Raw genomic sequence first — 26,561 nt, 5'->3', positions numbered from 1 at the left:
GGCAAAAATAAAGGCGACTTTTCGTCGCCTTCTTTACCTTTGTTACTGACTTGTAAAGATTATTTGCAAGCGTCGGCTAAACCATCCAGATAACGCTCTGCATCCAGCGCAGCCATACAGCCTGTTCCGGCAGAGGTAATCGCCTGACGATAGATATGGTCCATCACGTCACCCGCAGCGAAGACGCCAGGAATGCTGGTCTGGGTGGCGTTGCCGTGGATGCCGGACTGAACTTTAATGTAGCCGTTTTCCAGCTCCAGTTGACCGGCAAAAATCGCCGTGTTCGGGCTATGCCCGATAGCAACGAACAGCCCGGCAACGTCCAGGGATTCAACATTGTCAGCATTCTGCGTATCGCGCAAGCGCAGGCCGCTCACGCCCATCTGATCGCCGGTTACTTCTTCGAGGGTGCGGTTGGTATGCAGCACGATGTTGCCGCTTTCCACTTTATCCATCAGGCGTTTGATGAGGATTTTTTCCGCGCGGAAGCCGTCACGACGGTGGATCAGATGGACTTCGGAAGCGATGTTGGACAGATACAGCGCCTCTTCAACAGCCGTATTGCCGCCGCCGATGACGGCGACTTTCTGGTTACGATAGAAGAAACCGTCGCAGGTGGCGCAGGCAGAAACGCCGCGGCCTTTAAATGCCTCTTCTGATGGAAGCCCCAGATAACGCGCTGATGCGCCGGTGGCGATAATCAGGGCGTCACAGGTGTATTCACCGCTGTCGCCGGTCAGGCGGAACGGACGGTTTTGTAGATCGACGCTGTTGATATGATCGAAAATAATTTCGGTCTCAAACTTGGTGGCATGTTCGTGCATGCGCTCCATCAGCAGCGGTCCGGTCAGATCGTTAGGATCGCCTGGCCAGTTTTCCACTTCAGTGGTGGTGGTCAGCTGACCGCCTTTTTCCATTCCGGTAATCAGTACCGGCTGCAGATTTGCGCGCGCTGCGTAGACCGCAGCGGTATATCCCGCAGGTCCAGAACCAAGAATAAGCAGTTTACTGTGTTTGGCCGTGCCCATGAGATCCTCGTAATTTATTAGCATACATGCGCTGGATTGTAGGGAATTTGTGGACGTAAAAAAAGAGCGTGGCAGTTTTGTTAACGATATGTGTAATAGAAGCTGCCGATTAATTGGCGATTTAACGAACGAAGAATATAACTAATTCTACTGTCAGGGGGACAATTATAAGAGGAAAACATGAGAATCAACGGGGGAGGATAATGAATATCTGGCATCTTGTACTAAAAATCGATGTTTTGCTTTGACAATCCCCTGTGCTTTTGCGAAAACATTCATGGAAGAAGAAAAGCAGTGTTTAGCGTGTGGCGAATTTTAATGCACGCAAATGCCATTTTTATCCGGGTTAGCGAAATCTACGCATGGTGTGGACAGACGCCATGCGTGATGTCGGTGACTGCCGTCAGGCAACGGGCTTCTCACGTACCCCTGGGTTACCCATCGTCGTAAGGGTAATGACAGGATGGACTCTGGCAGTGAAGGCTCAGAGTCGGAACAGGAGTAGGGAAGGAATACAGAGAGACAATAATAATGGTAGATAGCAAGAAGCGCCCTGGCAAAGATCTCGACCGCATTGATCGTAATATTTTGAATGAATTGCAAAAAGACGGGCGTATTTCCAACGTCGAGCTTTCTAAACGGGTGGGACTTTCTCCGACGCCTTGCCTTGAGCGCGTGCGTCGACTGGAAAGACAGGGTTTTATTCAGGGCTATACAGCGCTGCTCAACCCGCATTATCTGGATGCATCACTTCTGGTATTTGTTGAGATTACTCTGAATCGTGGCGCGCCGGATGTGTTTGAGCAATTTAACTCCGCTGTGCAAAAACTTGAAGAAATTCAAGAGTGTCATCTGGTTTCCGGGGATTTCGATTACCTGTTGAAAACCCGCGTGCCGGATATGTCTGCGTATCGTAAACTACTGGGCGAGACCTTGCTGCGCCTGCCGGGCGTAAACGACACCCGTACCTATGTGGTAATGGAAGAAGTCAAGCAAAGTAATCGTCTGGTAATTAAGACGCGCTAACACGGAACAGGTGCAAAATCGACGTAGTTTGATTACACTCCTGTTAATCCATACAGCAACAGTGCCGGGGAGACCCGGCACTGTTGTCCGTTTTAGCTGAAGGCAGGAAACAGCCTGATACCTGGAGAGCCTTTCTTGAGCCAGGAATACACCGAAGACAAAGAAGTCAAGTTCACAAAGCTGAGTAGCGGGCGCCGTCTCCTTGAGGCATTACTCATTCTTTGCTCCCTTTTTGCCATCTGGTTGATGGCGGCCTTACTCAGCTTTAATCCCTCGGATCCTAGCTGGTCGCAAACGGCGTGGCACGAGCCTATTCATAACATAGGCGGTACGCCCGGAGCATGGCTAGCCGATACGCTATTTTTCATTTTTGGCGTAATGGCTTACACCATTCCGGTCATTATTATCGGCGGCTGCTGGTTTGCCTGGCGTCATCAGGAAAACGACGAGTACATCGATTATTTCGCCGTCTCGCTGCGTTTGATCGGTGCGCTGGCGCTGATTCTCACGTCCTGTGGGCTGGCGGCTATCAACGCTGATGATATCTGGTACTTTGCCTCCGGCGGGGTGATCGGCAGTCTGCTGAGCACCACCCTGCAACCTCTGCTGCACAGCAGCGGCGGCACAATCGCGCTGCTCTGCATCTGGGCGGCCGGATTGACGTTGTTTACCGGCTGGTCCTGGGTCAGCATTGCCGAAAAAATCGGCGGTGTGATTCTCTCTGTTCTCACGTTTGCCAGCAACCGTACCCGTCGTGACGACACCTGGGTTGATGAAGGGGAATATGAAGATGATGAAGAAGAATATGACGATGATGAACCCGCCAGGCCGCAAGGTTCTCGACGCGCGCGGATTCTACGCAGCGCCTTAGCCCGCCGCCAGCGCCTGGCCGAAAAATTCGCTAACCCGATGGGGCGTAAAACTGATGCCGCTCTGTTCTCCGGTAAGCGGATGGATGATGCGGAAGATGAGATTCAGTATAGCGCCAGCGGTGCGCCTGTTGCCGCTGATGATGTGCTCTTTTCTGGTTCCAGCGCAGCGCGTCCGGCCAATGCCGATGACGTTCTGTTCTCCGGAGTCAGCGCGGCACGCCCTGGCGATTTTGACCCATACGATCCGCTGTTGAACGGCCATAGCATTGCCGATCCGGTAGCAGTGGCCGCGCAGGATACCGCTGCTCCACAGGCATGGGCTGAACCACTGCCAGGGTACGACGCTCAGCCAGTCTATCAGCCCGAACCAGTGACACCGCCGCAGCATGCGTACCAGCCGCAGCCGTCTCCGATGCAGCAGCCAGCTTATCAGCCGGAACCGATCGCGCAGCCGCAGCACGTGTATCAGCCGGAGCAGGCTCCGGTGCAGCAGCCAGCTTATCAGCCGGAACCGTTCTCGCAGCCGCAGCATGCGTACCAGCCGGAACAGGCTCCGGTGCAGCAGCCAGCTTATCAGGCGGAACCGGCATGGCAGCCGCAGCACGCGTACCAGCCGGAGCAGGCTCCGGTGCAGCAGCCAGCTTATCAGCCGGAACCGGCATGGCAGCCGCAGCACGCGTACCAGCCGGAACAGGCTCCGGTGCAGCAGCCAGCTTATCATCCGGAGCCGATCGCACAGCCACAGCATGCGTACCATCCGGAGCAGGCTCCGGTGCAGCAGCCAGCTTATCAGCCGGAACCGTTCTCGCAGCCGCAGCATGCGTACCAGCCGGAACAGGCGCCAGTGCACCAGCCCGATCCCTATGCTGCCCCCGTTGAGCCTGAGCCTCCGCAAGAGGAGGTGAAGCCTCAGCGTCCGCCGATGTATTACTTTGAAGAAGTAGAAGAGAAACGCGCGCGTGAACGCGAGCAGCTTGCCGCCTGGTATCAGCCGATTCCTGAACCCGTCAGTCCGGTGGCGACAAAACCCATCACGCCTCCGTCTTCACCGGCGGGAGATGTTGCCGCCGTGAGCGCACTGGCGGCCGGGGTCCATCAGGCAACGGGTGCGGCTGCAGCTAGCGCCGCCGCGGCCTCAACCGCTTCTGCCGCATCCGGCGCTGCGCCGTTATTTAGCCCGGCTTCGGGCGGTCCTCGCGCGCAGGTAAAAGAAGGCATTGGCCCGAAATTGCCTCGTCCAAATCGCGTTCGGGTTCCCACCCGCCGGGAACTTGCCTCCTACGGGATCAAGCTGCCTTCGCAGCGGTTAGCCGAAGAGCGCGCGCGTCAGGCTGAGCATCAGCACTATGATGATTCGCTGTCTGACGAGGAAGTTGCAGAGCTCGAGCAGGGAGAGCTGGCGCGTCAGTTCGCCGCTGCGCAAAATCAGCGCTATGGTGATAGCTACGCTGCCGAAGATGAAACGGCAGATGACGATTCCGCTGCTGAAGCCGAGCTGGCTCGTCAGTTTGCCGCATCTCAACAACAGCGCTACGCAAGCGAGCAGCCGCCGGGATCGCATCCGTTCTCTGCGGCTGACTATGAATTCTCGCCAATGAAAACGTTAGTTGACGATGCGCCGAGCGAGCCTGTCTTCACGCCATTGCCGGAAGTGCAGCAGCCTGCTCCGCAGTATCAGCAGCCGGTCCAGCATTTGCAGCCCGTGCCGCAGCCGATGCCGCATCAGCACGCCCCTCAGCAACCGCAAAATGTGCAGCACCAGGCTTATCAATCCGCGCAGCATCAGCCGGCTCAACATCCGCAGATGCAGCAGCATGCTTCTCAGGGGCACGCCCCGCAGCAGCCGGCCCCACAGCCGCAGGAGAGTCTCATTCATCCGTTGTTGATGCGCAATGGCGACAGTCGCCCGTTGCAGAAGCCGACGACGCTGCTGCCGTCTCTTGACCTGCTTACGCCGCCCCCGGCTGAAGTTGAGCCGATTGATACCTTTGCGCTTGAGCAGATGGCGCGCCTGGTTGAAGCTCGTCTGGCCGATTTCCGCATTAAAGCCGACGTGGTGAACTACTCACCGGGCCCGGTAATCACTCGCTTTGAGCTTAACCTGGCGCCGGGCGTGAAAGCAGCGCGTATTTCCAACCTGTCGCGAGATTTGGCCCGTTCCCTGTCCACAGCGGCGGTGCGCGTAGTCGAAGTTATTCCGGGTAAGCCTTACGTTGGCCTGGAGCTGCCTAATAAAAAACGGCAAACCGTTTACCTGCGCGAAGTGCTGGATAACGCGAAATTCCGCGACAATCCTTCACCGCTCACCGTGGTCCTCGGCAAAGACATCGCGGGCGAACCCGTAACCGCCGACCTGGCGAAGATGCCGCACCTGCTGGTGGCTGGTACTACCGGTTCCGGTAAGTCTGTTGGGGTCAACGCCATGATCCTGAGCATGCTTTACAAAGCGCAGCCGGAAGATGTGAAATTCATCATGATTGACCCGAAAATGCTCGAGCTGTCGGTTTATGAAGGCATACCGCATCTGTTGACCGAGGTGGTGACGGATATGAAAGACGCCGCCAACGCTTTGCGCTGGAGCGTTAACGAGATGGAGCGTCGGTATAAGCTGATGTCTGCGCTGGGCGTGCGTAATCTGGCGGGTTACAACGAGAAAATTGCCGAAGCCGCGCGTATGGGACGGCCAATTCCGGATCCGTACTGGAAGCCTGGCGACAGTATGGATGCAACCCATCCGGTACTGAAAAAAGAGCCTTATATCGTGGTGCTGGTCGATGAATTTGCCGACCTGATGATGACCGTTGGTAAGAAAGTGGAAGAGCTGATCGCCCGTCTGGCGCAGAAAGCGCGCGCCGCGGGTATCCACCTGGTGCTGGCAACTCAGCGCCCTTCGGTTGACGTGATTACCGGCCTCATCAAAGCCAACATCCCGACGCGTATCGCCTTTACCGTCTCGAGTAAAATTGACTCGCGTACCATCCTCGATCAGGGCGGTGCGGAATCTCTGCTGGGGATGGGCGATATGCTCTACTCCGCGCCTAACTCGACGATTCCGGTGCGCGTGCACGGCGCTTTTGTGCGCGACGAGGAAGTTCACGCTGTCGTTCAGGACTGGAAAGCGCGCGGTCGTCCGCAGTATGTCGATGGCATCACCTCCGACAGCGAAAGCGAAGGCGGCGGCGGTGGCTACGATGGCGGGGAAGAGCTCGATCCGCTATTCGATCAGGCCGTGAATTTTGTGACGGAAAAACGCAAAGCCTCCATTTCTGGGGTACAGCGTCAGTTCCGCATTGGCTATAACCGCGCCGCGCGTATTATTGAGCAAATGGAAGCCCAGGGTATTGTGAGCGAGCAGGGTCATAACGGTAACCGTGAAGTGCTGGCTCCGCCGCCCTTCGAGTAACCGCTAAGCTGGGTAAATAAGTGAAAATCAGCCTTTTCTGCTGTTTAGCCGCCGTTAGCGGGTCTAAATTTGGCAGAAGAGGCTCCCGCGTCGGGAGTGACGCACATAAAGGAATGATAATGAAAAAACTCGCAATCACCTGTGCATTACTGTCCGGTCTGGTTGTCAGCCAGGTATGGGCGGATGCCGCCAGCGATTTAAAAAGCCGCCTTGATAAAGTGAGCAGCTTCCACTCCAGTTTTACGCAGAAGGTCACCGACGGCAGCGGTAATGCCGTTCAGGACGGGCAGGGTGATCTCTGGGTCAAGCGGCCAAATCTGTTCAACTGGCACATGACTCAGCCAGATGAAAGCGTGCTGGTTTCTGATGGCAAAACGCTATGGTTTTACAATCCGTTTGTTGAGCAGGCCACCGCCACCTGGTTAAAAGACGCGACCAGCAATACGCCGTTTATGCTGATTGCCCGTAATCAGGCCAGCGACTGGCAAAACTACAACATTAAGCAGAACGGTGACGATTTTGTTCTGACTCCGAAAAACGGCAGCGGTAATCTTAAGCAGTTCACCATCAATGTGGGTCGTGACGGTACGATTCATCAATTCAGCGCCGTGGAACAGGACGATCAACGCAGCAGCTATCAGCTGAAATCGCAACAAAATGGTGCCGTGGATGCATCTAAGTTCACCTTTACGCCGCCGCAAGGGGTTACGGTGGACGATCAACGTAAATAGAGGCGAACGTGAGCAACCTGTCGCTCGATTTTTCCGATAACGCGTTTCAACCTCTGGCCGCCCGTATGCGGCCAGAAAATTTAGCGCAGTACATTGGCCAGCAGCACCTGCTGGCGCCGGGTAAACCCTTACCGAGGGCGATTGAAGCCGGGCACCTGCACTCGATGATCCTCTGGGGGCCGCCGGGGACGGGAAAAACCACCCTCGCTGAGGTCATTGCGCGCTACGCCAGCGCCGATGTTGAACGTATTTCAGCGGTTACCTCCGGAGTGAAAGAGATCCGCGAGGCCATTGAACGCGCGCGTCAAAACCGCAATGCGGGTCGCCGCACGATCCTGTTTGTCGATGAGGTCCATCGGTTTAATAAAAGCCAGCAGGATGCCTTTTTGCCGCATATCGAAGATGGAACTATCACCTTTATCGGCGCGACGACGGAAAACCCTTCCTTTGAACTCAATTCTGCACTGCTATCCCGCGCGCGCGTCTATCTGCTGAAGTCGCTGACCAGCGACGATATCGAACAGGTTCTTAATCAGGCCATGAGCGACAAAACGCGCGGCTACGGTGGGCAAAATATTGTACTACCGGACGAGACGCGCAAGGCCATCGCTGACCTTGTCAACGGTGATGCGCGCCGGGCGCTGAATACGCTGGAAATGATGGCCGATATGGCTGAAACCGACGCCTCCGGCAATCGCGTGTTGCAGGTTGAACTGCTGACCGAAATTGCCGGCGAGCGCAGCGCGCGTTTCGACAACAAAGGCGATCGCTTTTACGATTTAATCTCCGCGCTGCATAAATCGGTCCGCGGAAGCGCGCCGGATGCCGCCCTCTACTGGTACGCGCGGATTATTACCGCCGGCGGCGATCCCCTCTACGTTGCCCGCCGCTGCCTGGCGATTGCCTCTGAAGATGTAGGCAATGCCGATCCGCGCGCGATGCAGGTTGCGATCTCCGCCTGGGACTGCTTTACCCGCGTCGGACCGGCGGAAGGTGAACGCGCCATTGCTCAGGCCATTGTTTATCTTGCCTGTGCGCCCAAAAGCAACGCTGTTTACACCGCCTTTAAAGCGGCAATGGCCGACGCGCGCGAACGTCCCGATTACGACGTCCCGGTGCATTTGCGCAATGCCCCCACGAAGCTGATGAAAGAGATGGGCTACGGGCAGGCGTACCGCTATGCACATGATGAACCTAATGCTTATGCCGCCGGAGAGCAGTACTTCCCGGAGGAAATGGCGCAAACTCGCTATTATCAGCCGACAAACCGGGGGCTGGAGGGCAAAATAGGCGAAAAGCTCGCCTGGTTAACCGAACAGGATCAAAATAGCCCGATAAAACGCTACCGATAATTGAGGCGTTGCGGTAAGGTTGTCACACTATTTCCGTGGTCGCGCTCTGCGGCCATTTTTCTTTATTAATTCGATAAGCACAGGATAAGCATGCTCGATCCCAATCTGCTGCGTACCGAGCCAGACGCAGTCGCAGAAAAACTGGCACGCCGGGGCTTTAAGCTGGATGTAGATAAACTTCGCGCTCTGGAAGAGCGTCGTAAAGTTCTGCAGGTTCAAACTGAAAACCTGCAGGCGGAGCGTAACTCCCGATCGAAATCCATTGGCCAGGCGAAAGCGCGCGGGGAAGATATTGAGCCATTACGCCTGGAAGTGAACAAGCTCGGTGAGCAGCTTGATGCCGCTAAGACCGAGCTGGACGCGCTGCTGGCGGAAATCCGCGATATTGCGCTGGCTATTCCAAACATCCCGCATGATGACGTACCGGCCGGTCGCGATGAAAACGATAACGTTGAAGTCAGCCGCTGGGGAACCCCGCGCGAGTTCGATTTTGACATTCGCGATCACGTCACGCTGGGCGAAATGCACGGAGGGCTGGATTTTGCCGCCGCCGTGAAGCTGACCGGTTCTCGCTTTGTGGTCATGAAGGGCCAGCTGGCACGCCTGCACCGCGCGCTGGCGCAGTTTATGCTGGATCTGCATACTGAACAGCACGGTTACAGCGAAAACTATGTTCCGTATCTGGTTAACCAGGACACGCTGTACGGCACTGGTCAGCTACCAAAATTTGCCGGCGACCTGTTCCATACCCGTCCGCTGGAAGAAGAAGCCGACAGCAGCAACTATGCGCTGATCCCAACGGCGGAAGTCCCGCTGACCAACCTGGTTCGCGATGAAATCATTGATGAAGACGATCTGCCGATCAAAATGACCGCCCATACGCCGTGCTTCCGCTCTGAGGCGGGCTCTTACGGCCGTGATACCCGTGGTCTGATCCGCATGCACCAGTTCGACAAAGTTGAGATGGTGCAGATTGTGCGTCCGGAAGATTCCATGGTCGCGCTGGAAGAGATGACCGGTCACGCCGAGAAAGTGCTGCAGCTGCTGGGTCTGCCGTATCGTAAAGTGGCTCTGTGCACTGGCGACATGGGCTTCAGCGCTTGCAAAACCTACGATCTGGAAGTGTGGGTACCGGCGCAGAATACCTATCGTGAAATCTCTTCCTGCTCCAACGTGTGGGATTTCCAGGCGCGTCGTATGCAGGCGCGCTGCCGCAGCAAGTCTGACAAGAAAACTCGCCTCGTACACACGCTGAACGGTTCTGGCCTGGCGGTTGGGCGTACGCTGGTCGCGGTGATGGAAAACTATCAGCAGGCGGATGGCCGCATTGAAATTCCGGAAGTGCTGCGTCCGTATATGCGCGGCCTTGAATTTATCGGCTGATTTTTCGACTCTTTTCTCAAAAGCGCCTGCGGGCGCTTTTTTTTTACCCCCTTCTTGATACCGGGCAATAATCGACTTCGCGAATACGCAGATACTCCCTTTGGATTAACCAGCATAAAAAACTAATAAAGTCTAATTTCGTTATATATAAAACTATATAGCGGCTTTAAGTTAATTGTGAGCAACCAAAGCGAGTATCTATGAAAACCAAAACCCCCGATGCTTTACTGGCTGCCGAGGTGAGCCGGCGTGGTTTAATGAAAACCACGGCGATTGGCGGGCTGGCAATGGCCAGCAGCGCTTTTACCTTACCCTTCACGCGCATTGCCCACGCTGCGGATAGCCTGAGTCCCACCAGCGAAACCGTTACCTGGAGCGCCTGTACGGTTAACTGCGGTAGCCGCTGTCCGCTGCGGATGCATGTGGTCGATGGTGAGATCAAATATGTTGAAACAGACAATACCGGCGATGATAGCTACGACGGCCTGCATCAGGTTCGCGCCTGTCTGCGTGGCCGCTCGATGCGTCGACGCGTCTACAACCCGGACCGCCTGAAATATCCGATGAAGCGCGTGGGCAAGCGCGGCGAGGGCAAATTCGAGCGCATCAGCTGGGAAGAAGCATTTGATACTATCGCCAGCAATATGCAGCGCCTGATAAAAGAGTACGGTAATGAGTCTATCTATCTGAACTATGGAACGGGTACCCTCGGCGGAACTTTGACTCGCTCATGGCCACCGGGAAAAACCCTGATTGCCCGCCTGATGAACTGCTGCGGCGGCTATCTCAACCATTATGGCGACTACTCCACCGCGCAAATCGCCGCTGGCCTGAACTACACCTACGGTGGCTGGGCCGATGGCAATAGCCCGTCGGATATCGAAAACAGTAAGCTGGTCGTATTGTTTGGCAACAACCCCGGGGAAACCCGAATGAGCGGCGGCGGGGTAACCTATTACCTGGAACAGGCGCGGGAGAAATCCAACGCCAGGCTGATTATTATCGATCCACGCTATACCGACACCGGTGCCGGACGCGAAGACGAGTGGATCCCGATTCGCCCGGGAACCGACGCCGCGCTGGTCTCCGCGCTGGCGTGGGTGATGATTACGGAAGACCTCGTTGATCAACCTTTCCTCGATAAGTACTGCGTAGGCTATGACGAGAAAACGCTGCCGGAAGGAGCGCCAGCCAATGGCCACTATAAGGCCTATATTCTCGGTCAGGGCAAAGACGGTATCGCGAAGACCCCTGACTGGGCGGCGACGATTACCGGCATTCCCCAGGCGCGTATCGTGCAGCTGGCGCGCGAAATCGCCAGCGCTAAACCTGCCTATATTTCTCAGGGCTGGGGCCCGCAGCGTCATGCCAACGGTGAGCTGGTATCCCGTGCAATTTCAATGCTGGCGATCTTAACCGGTAACGTCGGGATTAACGGCGGCAACACCGGCGCGCGTGAAGGTTCTTACTCCCTGCCTTTTGAACGCATGCCGACGCTGGATAATCCTGTGGAAACCAGTATTTCCATGTTTATGTGGACCGATGCGATTGAGCGCGGTACGGAAATGACCGCGCTGCGCGACGGCGTGCGCGGCAAAGATAAGCTTGACGTCCCTATCAAAATGGTCTGGAACTATGCTGGTAACTGTCTTATCAACCAGCACTCAGAAATCAACCGTACCCATGACATCCTGCAGGATGACAAGAAGTGCGAAATGATTGTGGTCATTGATTGCCATATGACCTCCTCAGCAAAATATGCCGATATTCTGCTGCCGGACTGTACGGCCTCGGAGCAGATGGATTTTGCGCTGGATGCTTCCTGCGGCAACATGTCCTACGTGATTTTTGCCGACCAGGCCATCAAGCCGCGCTTTGAGTGCAAAACCATTTATGAAATGACCAGCGAACTGGCGAAGCGCATGGGCGTTGAGCAACGCTTCACCGAAGGTCGCACGCAGGAAGAGTGGCTACGTCATCTCTATGAACAATCCCGTAAAGCGATCCCGGCACTGCTGCCGTTTGATGAATTCCGCAAGCTGGGAATCTTCAAGCAGCGCGATCCGGAAGGTCACCACGTTGCCTATAAAGCCTTCCGTGAAGATCCCGCCGCCAATCCGTTAACGACGCCGTCAGGGAAAATTGAAATTTACTCTGCGCAGCTGGCGGAAATTGCGGCGACCTGGGAGCTTAAAGAACAGGATGTCATCGACCCGCTACCGATCTACAGCCCTGGGTTTGAAAACTATGACGATCCGCTGGCTGAAAAGTATCCGCTGCAGCTCACCGGTTTTCACTATAAAGCCCGTACGCACTCCACTTACGGCAACGTTGACGTGCTGAAAGCGGCTTGCCGTCAGGAGATGTGGATCAACCCGCTGGATGCGCAGAAGCGCGGCATCGCTAATGGCGATCGGATCCGCATCTTTAACGATCGTGGTGAAGTCCATATCGAAGCCAAAGTGACCCCGAGAATGATACCTGGCGTGGTCGCGCTGGGTGAGGGGGCCTGGTATAACCCGGACGCAGGCCGCGTGGATCAGGCTGGCAGCATCAACGTGCTGACCACCCAACGCCCGTCGCCGCTGGCGAAAGGCAATCCATCGCATACCAACCTCGTCCAGGTTGAAAAGCTGTAAGGAGTAACCGATGACAACTCAATATGGTTTTTTTATTGATTCCGCCCGTTGCACCGGTTGCAAAACCTGCGAACTGGCTTGTAAAGACTATAAAAACCTTACGCCGGAAGTCAGCTTCCGTCGTATCTACGAATACGCCGGCGGCGACTGGCAGGAGGATAATGGGGTATGGCAGCAAAACGTCTTTGCCTATTACCTCTCTATCGCCTGCAACCATTGTGAGGATCCTGCCTGCACTAAAGTTTGCCCTAGCGGAGCGATGCACAAGCGTGAAGATGGCTTTGTCGTCGTCGATGAAGATGTCTGTATCGGCTGTCGCTACTGTCATATGGCCTGCCCGTACGGCGCACCGCAGTACAATGCGACAAAAGGCCATATGACCAAATGCGATGGCTGCCACGAGCGCGTCGCCGACGGCAAAAAACCGATTTGCGTGGAATCTTGCCCGCTGCGCGCGTTGGATTTCGGCCCGATTGAAGATCTGCGTAAAAAACACGGTCAGCTGGCTGCCGTCGCGCCGCTGCCTTCGGCGCATTTCACTAAGCCGAGCATTGTGATTAAACCTAATGCCAACAGCCGACCGTGTGGAGATACCACCGGCTACCTGGCTAACCCGAAGGAGGTGTGAGATGGGGAGTGGATGGCATGAATGGCCGCTGATTATTTTCACGGTCTTGGGTCAGTGCGTCGTGGGCGGATTTATTGTACTGGCTCTGGCGCTAATAAAGGGCGATTTAACGCGTGAACAGCAGCAGCGCGTGGTGCGAAGTATGTTTGGCCTGTGGGTGCTGATGGGCGTAGGTTTTATTGCCTCGACTCTGCATCTTGGGTCGCCGATGCGCGCTTTTAACTCGCTTAATCGCGTGGGGGCTTCATCGCTCAGCAACGAAATCGCCAGCGGTGCGCTGTTCTTTGCCGTCGGCGGCATTGGCTGGCTGCTGGCGGTGGTGAATAAGCTACCCGCGGGACTGCGTCACCTCTGGCTGGTTATTACCATGGTGCTCGGGATAATCTTTGTCTGGATGATGGTCCGCGTCTATAACACCATCGATACGGTGCCCACCTGGTACACGGTCTGGACGCCACTGAGCTTTTTCCTGACGATGTTTATCGGCGGTCCGCTGCTGGGGTATCTGCTGCTGCGCTTTGCGGACGTCAACGGTTGGGCGATGCGCCTGCTGCCGGCGGTGACTCTGCTGGCGCTGGTGGTGAGCGTGACCGTGGTGCTGATGCAGGGTCAGGAGCTGACAACAATCCATAGCTCTATCCAGCAGGCCTCGGCGCTGGTGCCGAACTATGGTTCGCTGATGGCGTGGCGCGTGGTGGCTCTGGTGCTGGCGCTGGTATGCTGGATAGCTCCGCAGCTCAAAGGCTATCAGCCCGCATTGCCGCTTCTGGGGCTGGCATTTGCGCTGGTGCTGGTTGGCGAAGCGATCGGCCGCGGCGTCTTCTATGGCCTGCATATGACCGTCGGGATGGCAATCGCCAGCTAATCGTCCTTTATCGCGCCAGAATTATGATTTCTGGCGCGATAAAAAGTGCGGTCGATTCATGAAATATTTCTACTGATATTCCCACCGCTTTTTTTTAATAAATTAATAAAAACAATGGAATAATATAAATAACTATTCTGTTGACGATCCGCTGGATAAAAAACTTCAATCGTTCCCCCGCAAACCGCGTCAGGCCTGATTTCAGGTAGATTGACAATGTTTTCAGCAGTGGCATGATGCGCACGAAATCTGAACTCCATCACGGTTTATATCCATGACCATCTACACCCGGCCAGTGCAAATGCTGCTCTGTGGCCTGCTTCTGTTGACTCTGGCGATAGCGGTTTTAAATACGCTCGTCCCGCTTTGGCTCGCCCATGAAAATATGCCGACCTGGCAGGTTGGAATGGTGGGGTCGTCCTATTTTACCGGTAATCTGGTGGGAACGTTGCTCGCCGGATGGGTAATTAAGCGCCTGGGGTTTAACCGCAGCTATTACCTGGCATCGGTTATTTTTGCCGTGGGCTGCGTGGGTCTTGGTATCACTATTGGCTTCTGGAGCTGGTTCAGCTGGCGTTTTATCGCCGGCGTCGGCTGCGCGATGATTTGGGTGGTGGTTGAGAGCGCGCTGGTCTGTAGCGGCACTTCGCGGAGCCGGGGTCGACTGCTGGCGGCCTATATGATGATTTATTATGTCGGCACGGTACTGGGCCAGCTAATGGTCAGCAAACTGCCGACGGATCTGATGAGCGTTCTGCCGTGGGTGACGGCGCTGGCTCTGGCGGCCATCCTGCCGCTGCTGTTTGCTCGCGTGGCGACTCAGGCCGATGAACCGCATGAACCGGCGCGTATCTGGCCAATGCTACGGCTGCGTCAGGCCCGCCATGGGGTCAACGGCTGCATTATTTCCGGCATCGTTCTCGGTTCGCTGTATGGCCTGATGCCGCTATGGCTTAACCACCAGGGCGTTAGCGATTCCGGCATTGGCTTCTGGATGGCGGTAATGGTGAGCGCGGGTATCGTTGGGCAGTGGCCGATTGGCCGTCTTGCCGATCGCTACGGGCGTCTGCTGGTCCTGCGCGTTCAGGTATTTATGGTAATCCTCGGCTGTCTGGCAATGTTAAGCCAGGCCGCAATGGCACCAGCGCTGTTCGTGCTGGGGGCATCCGGCTTTACGCTCTATCCGGTGGCTATGGCCTGGGCTTGTGAAAAAGTGGAGCGTCATCAGCTGGTGGCGATGAACCAGGCGCTCTTAATGAGCTATACCGTGGGTAGCCTGCTTGGGCCGACCCTTACCGCGATGCTGATGCAGAATTTCTCTGATAATCTGCTGTTTATCATGATCGCCAGCGTGTCATTCATCTATCTGCTGACGCTGCTGCGCAAAGCGGGCCACCATCCTACGCCGGTGGCGCACGCCTGATTTATGCAGAACATAGCCAGGGCACGCCCTGGCTATGGTTTAATGCGAAGCAAGAAGCGCGGCAAACTCGGTCTGGCTTTGCACCGTGCTGAATCGCTGAAGTCTATCCCCCTCATCCAGCCAGCAGACTAACCGCTGGATCGTCTGAATATGCTGTTCGCTATCTGCCGCCGCCAGTATGACTATCAGCCGAATTCCGGGATGATCCGGAAAATCAACGGCTTCGCTACAGCAAAGCAGCGAAAGCGCGCTATTTTTGCTCAGCACGCCCGCTTCCGGACGCGCATGCGGTAGCGCAAATCCCGGGCTCAGTATATACCAGGGGCCATCCTGCTCTGTGGCGTGGATAATCGCACCGGCATACCCGGCGGTAATTTTCCCCTGTTGCTCTAGCGGGCGGCAGGCGAGCTGAACAGCGCTGCGCCAGTTCAGGCAGTGGCTGGTGAACTGACAGGCGGAAAACAGCGTCTCTTCCATACACATTCCTTTTATGCGCGAGCCGACCGCCATCTGACCGGCTCGCCTGGTGGTTAGCGTAGAGCATTAAACAGCGCTTCTCCCGAAATGCCGTATTTCGCTTTTAGCTGTCTGCTGTTACCCGATTCGGTAAATGTATCCTGTGTTCCCAACCGCGTAAGGCGCGCCGGATGCGCCTTTTGCGCCAGGGTTTCCGCGATCAGCCCACCGAGGCCGCCGTTGACGGTATGATTTTCAAGCGTAGCGATAAGTGGGCAATAATTAACCAGCCGATAAAATTCTTGCTGATTAAAGGGCTTAAGGGTTGCGACGTGAATCAGCTTGCCCTTTTTGCCGCTGGCGACCAACTTTTCATAACCCTCGGTGGCCTGCTCCAGAACCGTCCCTTCAAAAAGAATCGCAAAATCATTGCCGCTGTCGGCGATGGCGGCGATATCGCTCACCCGCGGCACGACGCTTTTGTCGCGAACCGGCATCGGTTCGCGGGCAACGCGGATATAAACGGGCCCCTTTATTTTTGCCGCCTGCTCGAAGGCCTCGGTGATTTCTTCCGCATCTGCTGGCGTCAGGATGGTTAATCCCGGAAGGACGCGGGTCAGCGCTAAGTCCTCCAGCGCATGATGAGAAGCGCCGTCAGGTCCATCATCCATACCGGGATGGCTACCGACGAGTTTTATATTGGCTTTGGCGTAGCAGGCCTGCCGCAGCTGGGTCCAGGCGGTGCCGGTGACGAACATGGCAAAGTTAACATAGAAGGGCATAAAGCCTTCCAGCGCCTGGCCGACCGCGAAACTCATGGCGGAGCCTTCCGCAATGCCCATTTCGAAGAAGGCCTCAGGATAGATGGCCTGAAACTGGTCAGTACGGGTTGAGCTGGCTAAATCACTGTCGATAACAACGACGGGATAGCCTTTTTCTTTTAGCGCAATCAGGGCATTACCGATCTCATCACGGGGTGCTTTCATCACTGTAACTCCTCCATTGCCTGCTGAAATTGTTCTTTGCTCGGGGTTTTTGAGTGCCAGTCGCCGTTGTTTTCCATATAGCTGACGCCGGAACCTTTCGTCGTGTGCGCCACAATGGCGACTGGCTTGCCTTTCAGATGGCGGGATAGCATCAGGGTATCGGCAACCTGATGCATATCATTGCCATCGTGCAGCTCCAGTACATGCCAGCCAAAGCTGCGGATTTTGTCCGCCAGCGGCTCGAGATTAACGACTTCATTAACGGGGTCGTGGGAAGAGAAGCCGTTGTAATCGAAGATGGCGACCAGATTATCCATTTTCATGTGACCAGCCTGCTGTAAGGTTTCCCAGATTTGGCCTTCATGCATTTCGCCATCGCCAACGATGGCAAAGACCCGGTGCGGATCGTTGCGCCGCTTTTTGGCGGCCGCCATACCAAAAGCAATCGACAGCCCCTGACCCAGCAGACCGGTTGTGGCATCGACCTCCGGTAGTGATTTAATGCTTGGGTGTCCCTGCAGGCGTGAGTTGATCTGCCGGAACGTATGGAACTCGCTGCGATCGATCTTTCCTTTTTGATAGAGCATGGCGTACTGCGCGGCGACGGCGTGGCCTTTACTCATCACCACGCGCGAGCGCGGGGAGGCTTGCAGATCGACTTCCTGATAATAGAGCCAGGTAAGAATGTCGATTATCGACAATGCCCCGCCCGGATGGCCAATCCCGGATTCGTAAATCATGGTGACTATCTCGCGGCGAGCGGCAAGCGCATGGGATTTCAGTTCATCAATATTCATGTTCTTTCCTTCTTAGGGCAGCATTTTACCGATGTAGTACACGACCAGACCCAGGGCAACGAAGTCAGTTTCCGGGAAGCTGGTGCCTGAAAGACCGACGGACTCCATAATCGGATAAATCAGCGCAGGGCCAATACCGATCAGGATCCCGGTGATGAAGCTTCCGGCAATCGCGCCTTTCCAGCCGCCGGAGGCATTACCAAATACCGCAGCGGTGGCGCCGATGAAGAAGTAGGGAATAGCGACCGGGATAATGACGGTTTGTCCGAGGATCGCCAGCAAACCCATCACCACCAGCCCGCCGACAAAAGACGAGATAAATCCGAGAACCGTGGCGGTTGGAGCGTAGGGAAAGACGACCGGGCAGTCGAGCGCGGGTTTGGCATTAGGAATAAACTTCTCCGAGATGCCGAGAAAGGCCGGAACAATTTCTGACAGCAGCAGGCGCACGCCGGTAATGATGATGTACAGAGAAGCGGTAAAGGTCAGCGACTGAAAGAGCGGGTAAACCAGCCAGTGCATGCCGCCGGCCGCTGCGGTGACCGCAGCTTTTCCGGCCGCGAGCGCGGCGATGTAATAGAAAATACTCACCGAGATCGATACTGAAACAATGTAATCTTTGAAGATCCCCAGCCAACCGGGGAGATTCAGCTTTTCGGTAGATTGTTTAGGATCGCCGACTTTAGAACCGATCCAGCCGGAGGCGGCATAGGCCAGCGTGACGTAGTGCCCCATGGCGATCTCATCGTTACCGGTAATTTTTCGCATCCACGGTTGCGCAATAGCCGGATAGAGGCAGGCGGCGAGCCCCAGCAGCACCGAGCCGACAATAATGGTCGTCATGTCGCTGTAGCCCAGCGCCTTTAGCGTCACGGTAAGCAGCGCGGAGAGATACAGGTTATGTTGCCCGGTAAGAAAGATGTATTTAAACGGTGTCACGCGGGCAAAGAACAGGTTCCAGGCAAAACCAATCACCATAATCAGCGAAACGCACATGGCGAATTTGGTTTGCGCCAGTCCGGTTAGCGCTTCAGCCAGCGGCATTACGCCCTTCAGGCCAAAACCATCGCTGAATAAGGTCTGAAAGTTACCCAAGGAAGTCACCGCCAGACCAGCGCCGCCGGCGAATACCAGAAAGCCGACGATGGTTTTAAAAGTGCCGGAAAGCACTTTTTCAATCGGCTTGCGTTGGATTAACAGGCCGATTAATGCAATAAAGCCAACTAAAAGTGGGGTTACGCCCAGAATGTCGAATACAATAAATCTGAGGAAATCCATATTGCCTCCGGGAGAGGTTAGTTGCTTTGAACGATGTCGGTGAGCGCAGATTCCATCTCTTCACTGTTCATCAGGTCGGTGATGCCGACAGCTCTGAATCCGGCGGCTTCGACTTCATCGGTGAGATCGCGCATAGTGATGACAAAATCAATATCTCGCCAGGTGCGTAAGCCTGAGAGGACGTCGTGTTCCAGCTCGATATTCCAGCCGTGTTTGTCGATGATTTTTTGTGCTTTTATTTTGAGCATTAAGGAGCTGCCCATACCGGTACGACAGACTATGAGACCTTTCATTCGATGTTCTCCTGTTTGTAAAAATAATTATTTTTATTTGTTTGTGTGAGATAATAATTATTATCTTTGCAGCAGGACGAAAGATGTGACTGTGTTTGCATTTTGAGCAAATAAGGCAAAACATGAGCCAGATAGACAATAACTTGTTGATAAGCATAAGAAATGGAGCTTCAGGGCTAAGCCCGATACTGGAGAAAGTTAGCCGTTTTATTACGGAAAATCCTGACTTTGTGATGCGTCACACGATTTCAGAACTGGCCGACTCCATTGATACCAGTGAAGGGAGTATCACCCGTTTTTGTCGGGCATTCGGATTTAAAGGTTTCTCGGATTTCAGAACCGCGCTGGCGATGGAGCAGGGCGCCGCGCGTTCGGAAGACAACGGTATCAACGAGAACGAAGAGATTGCGCCGGTGCTGGCGAGCATTCGCGACAGTAATGCTATCGTGGATTACCAGGAGCTGAAAGCCGCAGCTGACTGGCTTAACGCCCTGAACAGCATTGCTATCTATGCCGTGGGCACGGCAGTGCCGGTCGCGTTATTCCTGCAAATGAATTTAATCAATATGGGTAAGGCGGCCAGCTTTGTCGATCGCTCTTATCCGGCGGCGATGCCGTTGCTGGCTGATAACCAAAAAACCGGCATTATCGTCGTGCATACTGAACAGGCCTCGGCGGATATGATGCAGTCCCTGTCCCTGGCAAAGCAGCAGGGCGTGAAAATATTGTCGCTGACGCGGGGGACGTTCGCGCCGTTAGCCCGCTTATCTGACTGGAATCTTCAGGCGGCGGTGGCTTTACAGGGGGAGGGGGAGTCAGGATTTGCGGAAATTGCCGGCGCCATGATGGTGGCCGACCGGATCCTCAGCGCGCTGGAAGAGCAGGATGAACGCTATGCGGAATACCGTAAAGCGCATCAGAAGCGCATTTTCTCTATTGAAAGCGTGGCAAATAAGCTGTCGGAATACTTTATGTCCTGATGCTTATCATAGTTTGGCAAAAACCCGGTAGCGCTTGCGCTACCGGGTGGGGAAATTTAGTACATCACTTTATGACCGTACTGTTCCAGAATTCCCTTCACGCGTTCCATGGTCTCTTTTTTAGGCGGATGGACGCCATCCAGCTTGTACTCTTCGCCCATGGCCACCCATTTATGTTTGCCCAGCTCATGATACGGCAGCAGTTCAATTTTCTCGACGTTGCCCATATCGCGGGTAAACTCGCCCAGGCGATGCGCGGAATCATCATCGTCGGACCAGCCAGGGACCACCACGTAGCGGATCCAGACTTTGATGTTTTTATTTGACAGATAGCGGGCAAATTCCAGCGTTCGATGGTTAGAGACGCCAACCAGGTTCTGGTGAATTTCATCATTCATTTGCTTGAGATCGAGCATCACCAGATCGGTCACTTCAAGCAGTTCATCGATAACCGGATCATAACGGCGCACAAAGCCGTTAGTGTCGAGGCAGGTATGAATACCTTCTTTCTTACAGGCGCGGAACCAGTCGCGAACAAATTCGGCCTGCAGAATGGCTTCGCCGCCGGATGCCGTTACGCCGCCGCCGGAAGCGTTCATAAAGTGGCGATAGGTCACCACCTCTTTCATCAGCTCTTCAACGGTAATCTCTTTACCGCCGTGGGTATCCCAGGTATCGCGGTTGTGGCAATAGAGGCAGCGCATCAGGCAGCCCTGGAAGAAAGTGATAAAGCGGATCCCCGGGCCATCGACGGTGCCACAGGATTCAAAGGAGTGAATGCGACCAATTGTTGACATTGCGGTGATATCTCCAGATTCGGCCCGTCCGGGGCCTGTGCATGCACAGCTCAAACCGGCTGTGTTAAGTCTGTTTTGGCTGTTATCCATAAAGTATAGACAGCGGACAAAAGAGACTGGGACAGGAAGGTATTGCTAAAAAGGCCCCACTTGCGTGGAGCCTTTATTGTACGCTTTTTACAGTACGATTTCAGTCAATACCATTACATGGTCTGAGTGAAGGTACGAGTAATAACGTCCTGCTGCTGTTCTTTAGTCAGGGAGTTAAAACGTACTGCATAACCGGATACGCGGATGGTCAGCTGCGGATATTTTTCCGGGTTTTCCATCGCGTCGAGCAGCATTTCGCGGTTCATGACGTTGACGTTCAGGTGCTGACCGCCTTCGATGGACGCTTCGTGGTGGAAGTAACCATCCATCAGGCCTGCGAGGTTAGTTTTACGAACTTCGTCGTCTTTACCCAGTGCGTTCGGAACGATAGAGAAGGTATAAGAGATACCATCTTTCGCGTAAGCAAACGGCAGTTTAGCAACGGAGGTCAGAGAGGCAACTGCACCTTTCTGGTCACGGCCGTGCATCGGGTTAGCACCTGGTCCGAACGGAGCGCCAGCGCGACGACCGTCTGGGGTGTTACCAGTTTTCTTACCATACACAACGTTAGAGGTGATGGTCAGAACGGACTGAGTCGGGATAGCGTTACGGTAGGTGTGCAGTTTCTGAATTTTCTTCATGAAACGTTCAACCAGGTCAACGGCCATATCATCGACGCGAGAGTCGTTGTTACCAAACTGCGGGTATTCGCCTTCGATTTCGAAGTCGACAGCCAGACCGTTTTCATCACGAATCGGTTTAACTTTCGCATATTTGATTGCAGACAGGGAGTCAGCAGCAACGGACAGACCTGCGATACCACATGCCATAGTGCGGATAACATCACGGTCGTGCAGCGCCATCAGGGAGGCTTCGTAGCTGTACTTGTCGTGCATGTAGTGGATGATGTTCAGCGCAGTGACGTACTGTTTAGCCAGCCAGTCCATGAAGTGATCCATGCGGTCCATCACTTCATCGAAGTTCAGAACGTCGCCTTTGATCGGTTCAGATTTAGGACCAACCTGCATTTTCAGTTTTTCATCAACGCCGCCGTTGATTGCGTACAGCATGGTTTTCGCGAGGTTAGCGCGAGCACCGAAGAACTGCATTTGCTTACCAACAACCATCGGGCTTACGCAGCAAGCGATAGCGTAGTCATCGTTGTTGAAGTCTGGGCGCATCAGGTCATCGTTCTCATACTGCAGAGAAGAGGTATCGATGGACACTTTTGCAGCGAATTTTTTGAAGCTCAGCGGCAGTTTTTCAGACCACAGAATGGTGATGTTCGGCTCCGGAGACGGCCCCATGGTGTACAGGGTGTTCAGGAAACGGAAGCTGTTTTTGGTTACCAGAGTACGGCCGTCAACGCCCATACCGCCGATGGATTCAGTTGCCCAAATCGGGTCACCGGAGAACAGTTCATCATATTCTGGAGTACGCAGGAAACGAACCATACGCAGTTTCATGACCAGGTGGTCAATCATTTCCTGAGCGTCTTGCTCGGTGATTTTACCGGCTTTCAGGTCACGTTCGATGAAGATGTCCAGGAAGCTGGAGGTACGACCGAAGGACATTGCCGCGCCGTTCTGAGATTTAACGGCAGCCAGGTAACCAAAGTAGGTCCACTGGATAGCTTCCTGAGCGGTGGTAGCAGGACCAGAGATATCGCAGCCATATTTAGCCGCCATTTCTTTGATCTGACCCAGCGCACGGTGCTGCTCAGAGATTTCTTCACGCAGACGGATGGTTGCTTCCAGATCTTCACCGCTTTCCAGTTTGTCTTGCAGAGAGACGAACTGAGCGTATTTGTCTTTCATCAGGAAGTCGATACCGTACAGCGCAACGCGACGATAGTCACCGATGATACGACCACGACCATAGGCATCCGGCAGACCGGTCAGAACGCCAGATTTACGGCAGTTCAGGATGTCTTTGGTGTAAACGTCAAACACGCCCTGGTTGTGGGTTTTACGGTATTCAGTGAAGATTTTCTTCAGCATTGGGTCCAGCTCGCGATTGTACGCTTTGCAGGAGCCTTCTACCATTTTGATACCACCGAACGGGATAATCGCACGTTTCAGCGGCGCTTCAGTCTGCAGACCAACGATTTTCTCGAGACCTTTCTCGATGTAGCCAGCGTCATGAGAGGTGATGGTGGACGCAAGGGAAGTATCAAAATCAACAGGCGCGTGAGTGCGGTTTTCCTGTTTAACGCCTTCCATTACGGTGTCCCACAGCTTGGTGGTCGCTTCAGTTGCGCCAGCCAGGAAGGACTCGTCACCTTCGTACGGGGTATAGTTTTTCTGGATGAAGTCGCGGACGTTGACTTCGTTCTGCCAGTCACCTTTCGCAAAACCTTCCCAGGCTGTGGCTAACTTTTCATTAAGCTCGGACATGTAACACCTACCTTCTTAAGTGGATTTTTTATTTACTGCCTGAAACAACCCTTAGTGATGGTTGTCGCCACGCAGGTAAATGACCCAGTATGTCAACCCAACCAGCAGACCACCGCCGATGATGTTCCCGATTGTTACCGGAATCAGGTTATCAGTGATGAAGTTCATGACGGTCAGGTGAGAGAAACTTTCCGGAGTTGAACCAACTGCGGTCCAGAATTCCGGGCTCGCAAAGTCGCGAATGACGATACCCAGCGGGATCATAAACATGTTCGCGATACTGTGCTCAAACCCGCTGGCAACAAACATTGCCACCGGTAAAACCATAATCATGGCTTTATCCATCAGGCTACGGCCGGAGTAGCTCATCCATACCGCAAGGCAGACCATCAGGTTTGCCAGGATACCCAGGCACACAGCTTCAATAAAAGTATGGTGCATTTTGTGGTCGGCGGTTTGCAGAACGTTAAGTCCCCATTGACCGTTGGCAGTCATATATTCGCCTGAAAGCCACATCAGCAATACAAAGAGTAAGCAACCAACCAGGTTACCAACATAGACGTTTAGCCAGTTTTTAGCCAGCTGACCCCATGTTATTCTTCCGCTGGCTTTCGCCACAACGATAAGAACGGTTGAAGTAAACAGGTCGGCACCGCATATAACGCAGAGAATCAAACCCAGTGAGAAGCAGATGCCTCCAATCAGTTTGGCAACCCCGAATGGCATCCCGGCCGTGCCGGTTGTCGCGGTAATATAGAAAACAAAAGCGATAGAGATGAAGACACCTGCGGTGATAGCCAGATAAAACGTCTTTATCGGATGTTTTGTCGCTTTATAGACACCTGCTTCTTCGGCGACTTTCGCCATGGCAGCAGGGAGTAAAAGATCAAAAGGGTTGTCAGCTTTCACACTAACTCTCTCTTTATGTAAGTTGGCGGTGAGATACTAACAAAGCATTATAGAAGGGAATTTGATGTAGATCATATCCTACCGGAACTATAGGCCCTTTTAGTGTGTGGAATTGATGTTTTTTATATCTAATTATTTGATTTTTAACGAAAAAATAAATTTTAAATTTTACAAATAATGTTGATTATTTTCATTTTACCCCCGTTTTTCGGTTAATTAAAATGGGGTATTTTTATTAAATATTAACAATATTTGCGGCACCATTTTATTATTTCTCACCACTAATTAACTTTATGGCTACAACCTGGTTGCGGGTTGTGGAAAACATAAAAAAAGGGGGCCTATTTGCCCCCTCATCATACGGTGATTCAGGCAGTAAAGTGAGCTTATTTACCCCAGAATACAGCTTTTGCGCGCTGTAGCTTTTCGTAGGCTTTCAGTAGCGACTGGTGAGCCGGGAAAGCGAGCAGATCGCTGTCTACTGCCTGCAGCCCATAGAACGGTGCTTCTCCGCTAAGCGCGGCGCTGGCGGCTTCAACGGCATCGGCGCCGTACATGCGTACGAAAGCGTTGAGATACTGCAGCGGCTGACGCTCCTCTTCCTGGCTCAGCAGCAGCAGAGTTTGCAGGCAGCGGTAGTAATTAGCGCGTTCGGCGCTAAAGATTGAGGCATTAAATTCCATGGTCCACTCGGTCCAGATCAAGGCCTGCTCGAGATCGCCGCCCGCCAGCGCCAGCATTGCTTTTAGCTCGCCAATGCGCAGCGTATACCAGCCGTTGTCTTTACCGGTCGCCAGACCGAGCAGTTCGCGCACGCGGGTGAAATCATCAAGGCCTTCATCATCCATTTGCTCGATAAGCGCCAGATAATCTTCTTTTTCCCATTCGCTTTCCGGCAGAGAAAGAATCGTTTCCCGCAGAGGTGCGCCCATGCTGTTATTCGCCAGCCAGAGGTCTTCCGCCGGATAGATATCAGACATGCCCGGAACAATTATCCGGCAGGCGTAGACGCTAAGGTGTTCGTAATCGGCGATGTAAACTTCTTTATCTTCTTGTTTAAAGATAGCCATCAGGGTGGCGAACTCTTCCTCCGTGCTGCCGGAGAAGCTCCAGTCCACGAACGGGTAGTCGGCATCCTGCTTAAACATATCCCAGGAGATCAGGCCGCTGGAATCGATAAAGTGCGTTTCAAGATTCGCATGTTCGGCGACTTCTTCATCATCAAAGGTTGGCGGCGTGAAGACGTCGAGATCTTTCAGGCTGCGGCCCTGCAGCAGTTCGGTAACGGTACGTTCCAGCGCCACGCCGAAATCAGGATGCGCGCCAAACGAGGCGAAACAGGTGCCGTTTGCGGGGTTAAACAGCACAACGCAGATAACCGGATATTTGCCGCCGAGCGAACCGTCATAAGCGAAAATCGGGAAACCTTCGGCCTCCAGCTTGTTGATGGATTCAACCACGCCCGGATAGCGCGCCATCACCTCCGCCGGGATCTCCGGGAGGCTGATACTTTCAGCGATAATGCGGTTTTTAATATGGCGTTCGAACACTTCCGAGAGGCCCTGAACGCGGGCTTCGTTGCGGGTGTTGCCCGCGGACATTCCGTTAGAAACGTAGAGGTTGCCGATGATATTCATCGGAATATAGACCGTTTCGCCATCTGACTGACGGGTGAACGGCAAACCGCAGACGCCGCGATCGTCATTACCAGACTGCAGATCGACCAGCATGCTGGCGGTTAACTGATCGTCAGGATCGTAGAACGCGCGCAGGCGGGCATCCAGCAGGCCTTCCGGTACTTCGTCATCGTCGGTTAAAGGGAACCATTTTTCATTCGGATAGTGAACGAAAGGCGCGTTGGCGATGGTCTCGCCCAGCCAGAAGTCGGCAAAAAAATAGTTAGTCGAGAGACGCTCAAAGTACTCTCCAAGGGCCGAGGCCAGCGCGGCTTTTTTGGTGGCGCCTTTGCCGTTGGTGAAGCACAGGGCGCACTCTTTATCGCGGATATGCACTGACCAGACGTGCGGTACCGGGTTGAGCCATGAGGCCTCTTCAATATCAAATCCGAGGTCGTGCAACTTCTGCTGGAAGCGAGCGATGGAATCTTCCAGGGCGGCATCTTTGCCGGGAATAAACGTTTGAGTCATGGCAGTCACTTTTATCGTACGTAAAGCGCGCAATGATACGGGTTTTATATGACAGGTGCTATCTCCATCGTCTGGCTATGCT

At 54.2% G+C, this 26,561-nt stretch carries 21 protein-coding genes; 10 read left to right on the top strand and 11 right to left on the bottom strand.

From position 1 onward, the window contains the following. Positions 1 to 59 precede the first annotated feature (59 nt). Positions 60 to 1,028, bottom strand: coding sequence for a thioredoxin-disulfide reductase (trxB, locus tag ACSIPU_RS06935; protein ID WP_004100637.1), 969 nt, complete (start codon positions 1,026 to 1,028; stop codon positions 60 to 62). Positions 1,029 to 1,559: 531 nt separating this feature from the next. Here trxB and lrp point away from each other — a divergent pair. From lrp to ACSIPU_RS06895, 8 genes are all read left to right on the top strand, one after another. Beyond that, positions 1,560 to 2,054 (top strand): leucine-responsive transcriptional regulator Lrp, encoded by a 495-nt coding sequence (gene lrp, locus ACSIPU_RS06930; protein ID WP_002439523.1) that lies wholly within the window; start codon positions 1,560 to 1,562, stop codon positions 2,052 to 2,054. A gap of 135 nt (positions 2,055 to 2,189) precedes the next feature. Further along, on the top strand, positions 2,190 to 6,329 hold the full coding sequence (gene ftsK / locus ACSIPU_RS06925; RefSeq protein ID WP_123830267.1) for a DNA translocase FtsK: 4,140 nt from the start codon (positions 2,190 to 2,192) through the stop codon (positions 6,327 to 6,329). 119 nt (positions 6,330 to 6,448) lie between these two features. Then, positions 6,449 to 7,060, top strand: coding sequence for an outer membrane lipoprotein chaperone LolA (lolA, locus tag ACSIPU_RS06920; protein ID WP_004100642.1), 612 nt, complete (start codon positions 6,449 to 6,451; stop codon positions 7,058 to 7,060). A gap of 8 nt (positions 7,061 to 7,068) precedes the next feature. Beyond that, on the top strand, positions 7,069 to 8,412 hold the full coding sequence (gene rarA / locus ACSIPU_RS06915; protein ID WP_004100647.1) for a replication-associated recombination protein RarA: 1,344 nt from the start codon (positions 7,069 to 7,071) through the stop codon (positions 8,410 to 8,412). Positions 8,413 to 8,502: 90 nt separating this feature from the next. Next, complete coding sequence (gene serS, locus ACSIPU_RS06910; protein WP_004100649.1) at positions 8,503 to 9,795, top strand: serine--tRNA ligase; 1,293 nt, start codon at positions 8,503 to 8,505, stop codon at positions 9,793 to 9,795. Between the two features lie 200 nt (positions 9,796 to 9,995). Continuing rightward, positions 9,996 to 12,434 carry a dimethylsulfoxide reductase subunit A gene (gene dmsA, locus ACSIPU_RS06905; protein ID WP_142471842.1) on the top strand — a complete coding sequence of 813 codons (2,439 nt, stop codon included), beginning with the start codon at positions 9,996 to 9,998 and terminating at the stop codon, positions 12,432 to 12,434. 10 nt (positions 12,435 to 12,444) lie between these two features. Beyond that, on the top strand, positions 12,445 to 13,062 hold the full coding sequence (locus ACSIPU_RS06900; protein ID WP_004100653.1) for a DMSO/selenate family reductase complex B subunit: 618 nt from the start codon (positions 12,445 to 12,447) through the stop codon (positions 13,060 to 13,062). A gap of 1 nt (position 13,063) precedes the next feature. Then, positions 13,064 to 13,927: a dimethyl sulfoxide reductase anchor subunit family protein gene (locus ACSIPU_RS06895; protein ID WP_004100660.1), complete on the top strand. Its 864-nt coding sequence runs from the start codon at positions 13,064 to 13,066 to the stop codon at positions 13,925 to 13,927. A gap of 56 nt (positions 13,928 to 13,983) precedes the next feature. Here the strand turns inward: ACSIPU_RS06895 and ACSIPU_RS06890 are convergent, their stop codons facing one another. After that, positions 13,984 to 14,190 carry a hypothetical protein gene (locus tag ACSIPU_RS06890; protein WP_123830269.1) on the bottom strand — a complete coding sequence of 69 codons (207 nt, stop codon included), beginning with the start codon at positions 14,188 to 14,190 and terminating at the stop codon, positions 13,984 to 13,986. Between the two features lie 11 nt (positions 14,191 to 14,201). On the opposite strand from ACSIPU_RS06890, the gene ACSIPU_RS06885 reads away from it, so the two are divergent. Then, entirely contained in the window at positions 14,202 to 15,350 is a 1,149-nt protein-coding gene (locus ACSIPU_RS06885) for an MFS transporter (protein WP_196558059.1), read from the top strand. Positions 15,351 to 15,389: 39 nt separating this feature from the next. Here ACSIPU_RS06885 and ACSIPU_RS06880 read toward each other — a convergent pair whose 3' ends face one another. Genes ACSIPU_RS06880 through ACSIPU_RS06860 form a run of 5 tightly spaced genes read right to left on the bottom strand, consistent with a single transcriptional unit; the run spans position 15,390 to position 19,160 of the window. Beyond that, positions 15,390 to 15,827: a PTS sugar transporter subunit IIA gene (locus ACSIPU_RS06880; protein WP_049127754.1), complete on the bottom strand. Its 438-nt coding sequence runs from the start codon at positions 15,825 to 15,827 to the stop codon at positions 15,390 to 15,392. 53 nt (positions 15,828 to 15,880) lie between these two features. After that, positions 15,881 to 16,792 (bottom strand): transketolase family protein, encoded by a 912-nt coding sequence (locus ACSIPU_RS06875; RefSeq protein WP_196558058.1) that lies wholly within the window; start codon positions 16,790 to 16,792, stop codon positions 15,881 to 15,883. Next, the gene (locus ACSIPU_RS06870) at positions 16,792 to 17,589 is read right to left on the bottom strand and encodes a transketolase (RefSeq protein ID WP_016808068.1); all 798 of its coding nucleotides are present in this window, start codon (positions 17,587 to 17,589) and stop codon (positions 16,792 to 16,794) included. Before ACSIPU_RS06870 ends, ACSIPU_RS06875 begins: the two co-directional genes overlap by 1 nt. A gap of 12 nt (positions 17,590 to 17,601) precedes the next feature. Beyond that, on the bottom strand, positions 17,602 to 18,867 hold the full coding sequence (locus ACSIPU_RS06865) for a PTS ascorbate transporter subunit IIC (protein WP_004100670.1): 1,266 nt from the start codon (positions 18,865 to 18,867) through the stop codon (positions 17,602 to 17,604). A 17-nt stretch (positions 18,868 to 18,884) separates the two neighbouring features. After that, positions 18,885 to 19,160, bottom strand: coding sequence for a PTS sugar transporter subunit IIB (locus ACSIPU_RS06860; protein ID WP_014228635.1), 276 nt, complete (start codon positions 19,158 to 19,160; stop codon positions 18,885 to 18,887). 122 nt (positions 19,161 to 19,282) lie between these two features. On the opposite strand from ACSIPU_RS06860, the gene ACSIPU_RS06855 reads away from it, so the two are divergent. Beyond that, positions 19,283 to 20,140 carry a MurR/RpiR family transcriptional regulator gene (locus ACSIPU_RS06855; RefSeq protein WP_196558057.1) on the top strand — a complete coding sequence of 286 codons (858 nt, stop codon included), beginning with the start codon at positions 19,283 to 19,285 and terminating at the stop codon, positions 20,138 to 20,140. Positions 20,141 to 20,196: 56 nt separating this feature from the next. Here the strand turns inward: ACSIPU_RS06855 and pflA are convergent, their stop codons facing one another. From pflA to ycaO, 4 genes are all read right to left on the bottom strand, one after another. Continuing rightward, positions 20,197 to 20,937, bottom strand: coding sequence for a pyruvate formate lyase 1-activating protein (pflA, locus tag ACSIPU_RS06850; RefSeq protein WP_004100682.1), 741 nt, complete (start codon positions 20,935 to 20,937; stop codon positions 20,197 to 20,199). 203 nt (positions 20,938 to 21,140) lie between these two features. Then, entirely contained in the window at positions 21,141 to 23,423 is a 2,283-nt protein-coding gene (pflB, locus tag ACSIPU_RS06845) for a formate C-acetyltransferase (protein WP_004100684.1), read from the bottom strand. Between the two features lie 51 nt (positions 23,424 to 23,474). Continuing rightward, a complete protein-coding gene (gene focA, locus ACSIPU_RS06840; RefSeq protein ID WP_004100685.1) occupies positions 23,475 to 24,332 on the bottom strand; it encodes a formate transporter FocA in 858 nt (285 codons plus the stop codon). A gap of 386 nt (positions 24,333 to 24,718) precedes the next feature. Further along, the gene (ycaO, locus tag ACSIPU_RS06835; RefSeq protein ID WP_196558056.1) at positions 24,719 to 26,479 is read right to left on the bottom strand and encodes a 30S ribosomal protein S12 methylthiotransferase accessory factor YcaO; all 1,761 of its coding nucleotides are present in this window, start codon (positions 26,477 to 26,479) and stop codon (positions 24,719 to 24,721) included. Positions 26,480 to 26,561: the final 82 nt, after the last annotated feature.

Source organism: Klebsiella sp. HN106, from assembly GCF_051209435.1.
Classification (GTDB): Bacteria; Pseudomonadota; Gammaproteobacteria; order Enterobacterales; family Enterobacteriaceae; genus Klebsiella; species Klebsiella oxytoca.
This window is presented reverse-complemented; position numbering and strand designations above follow the sequence as displayed.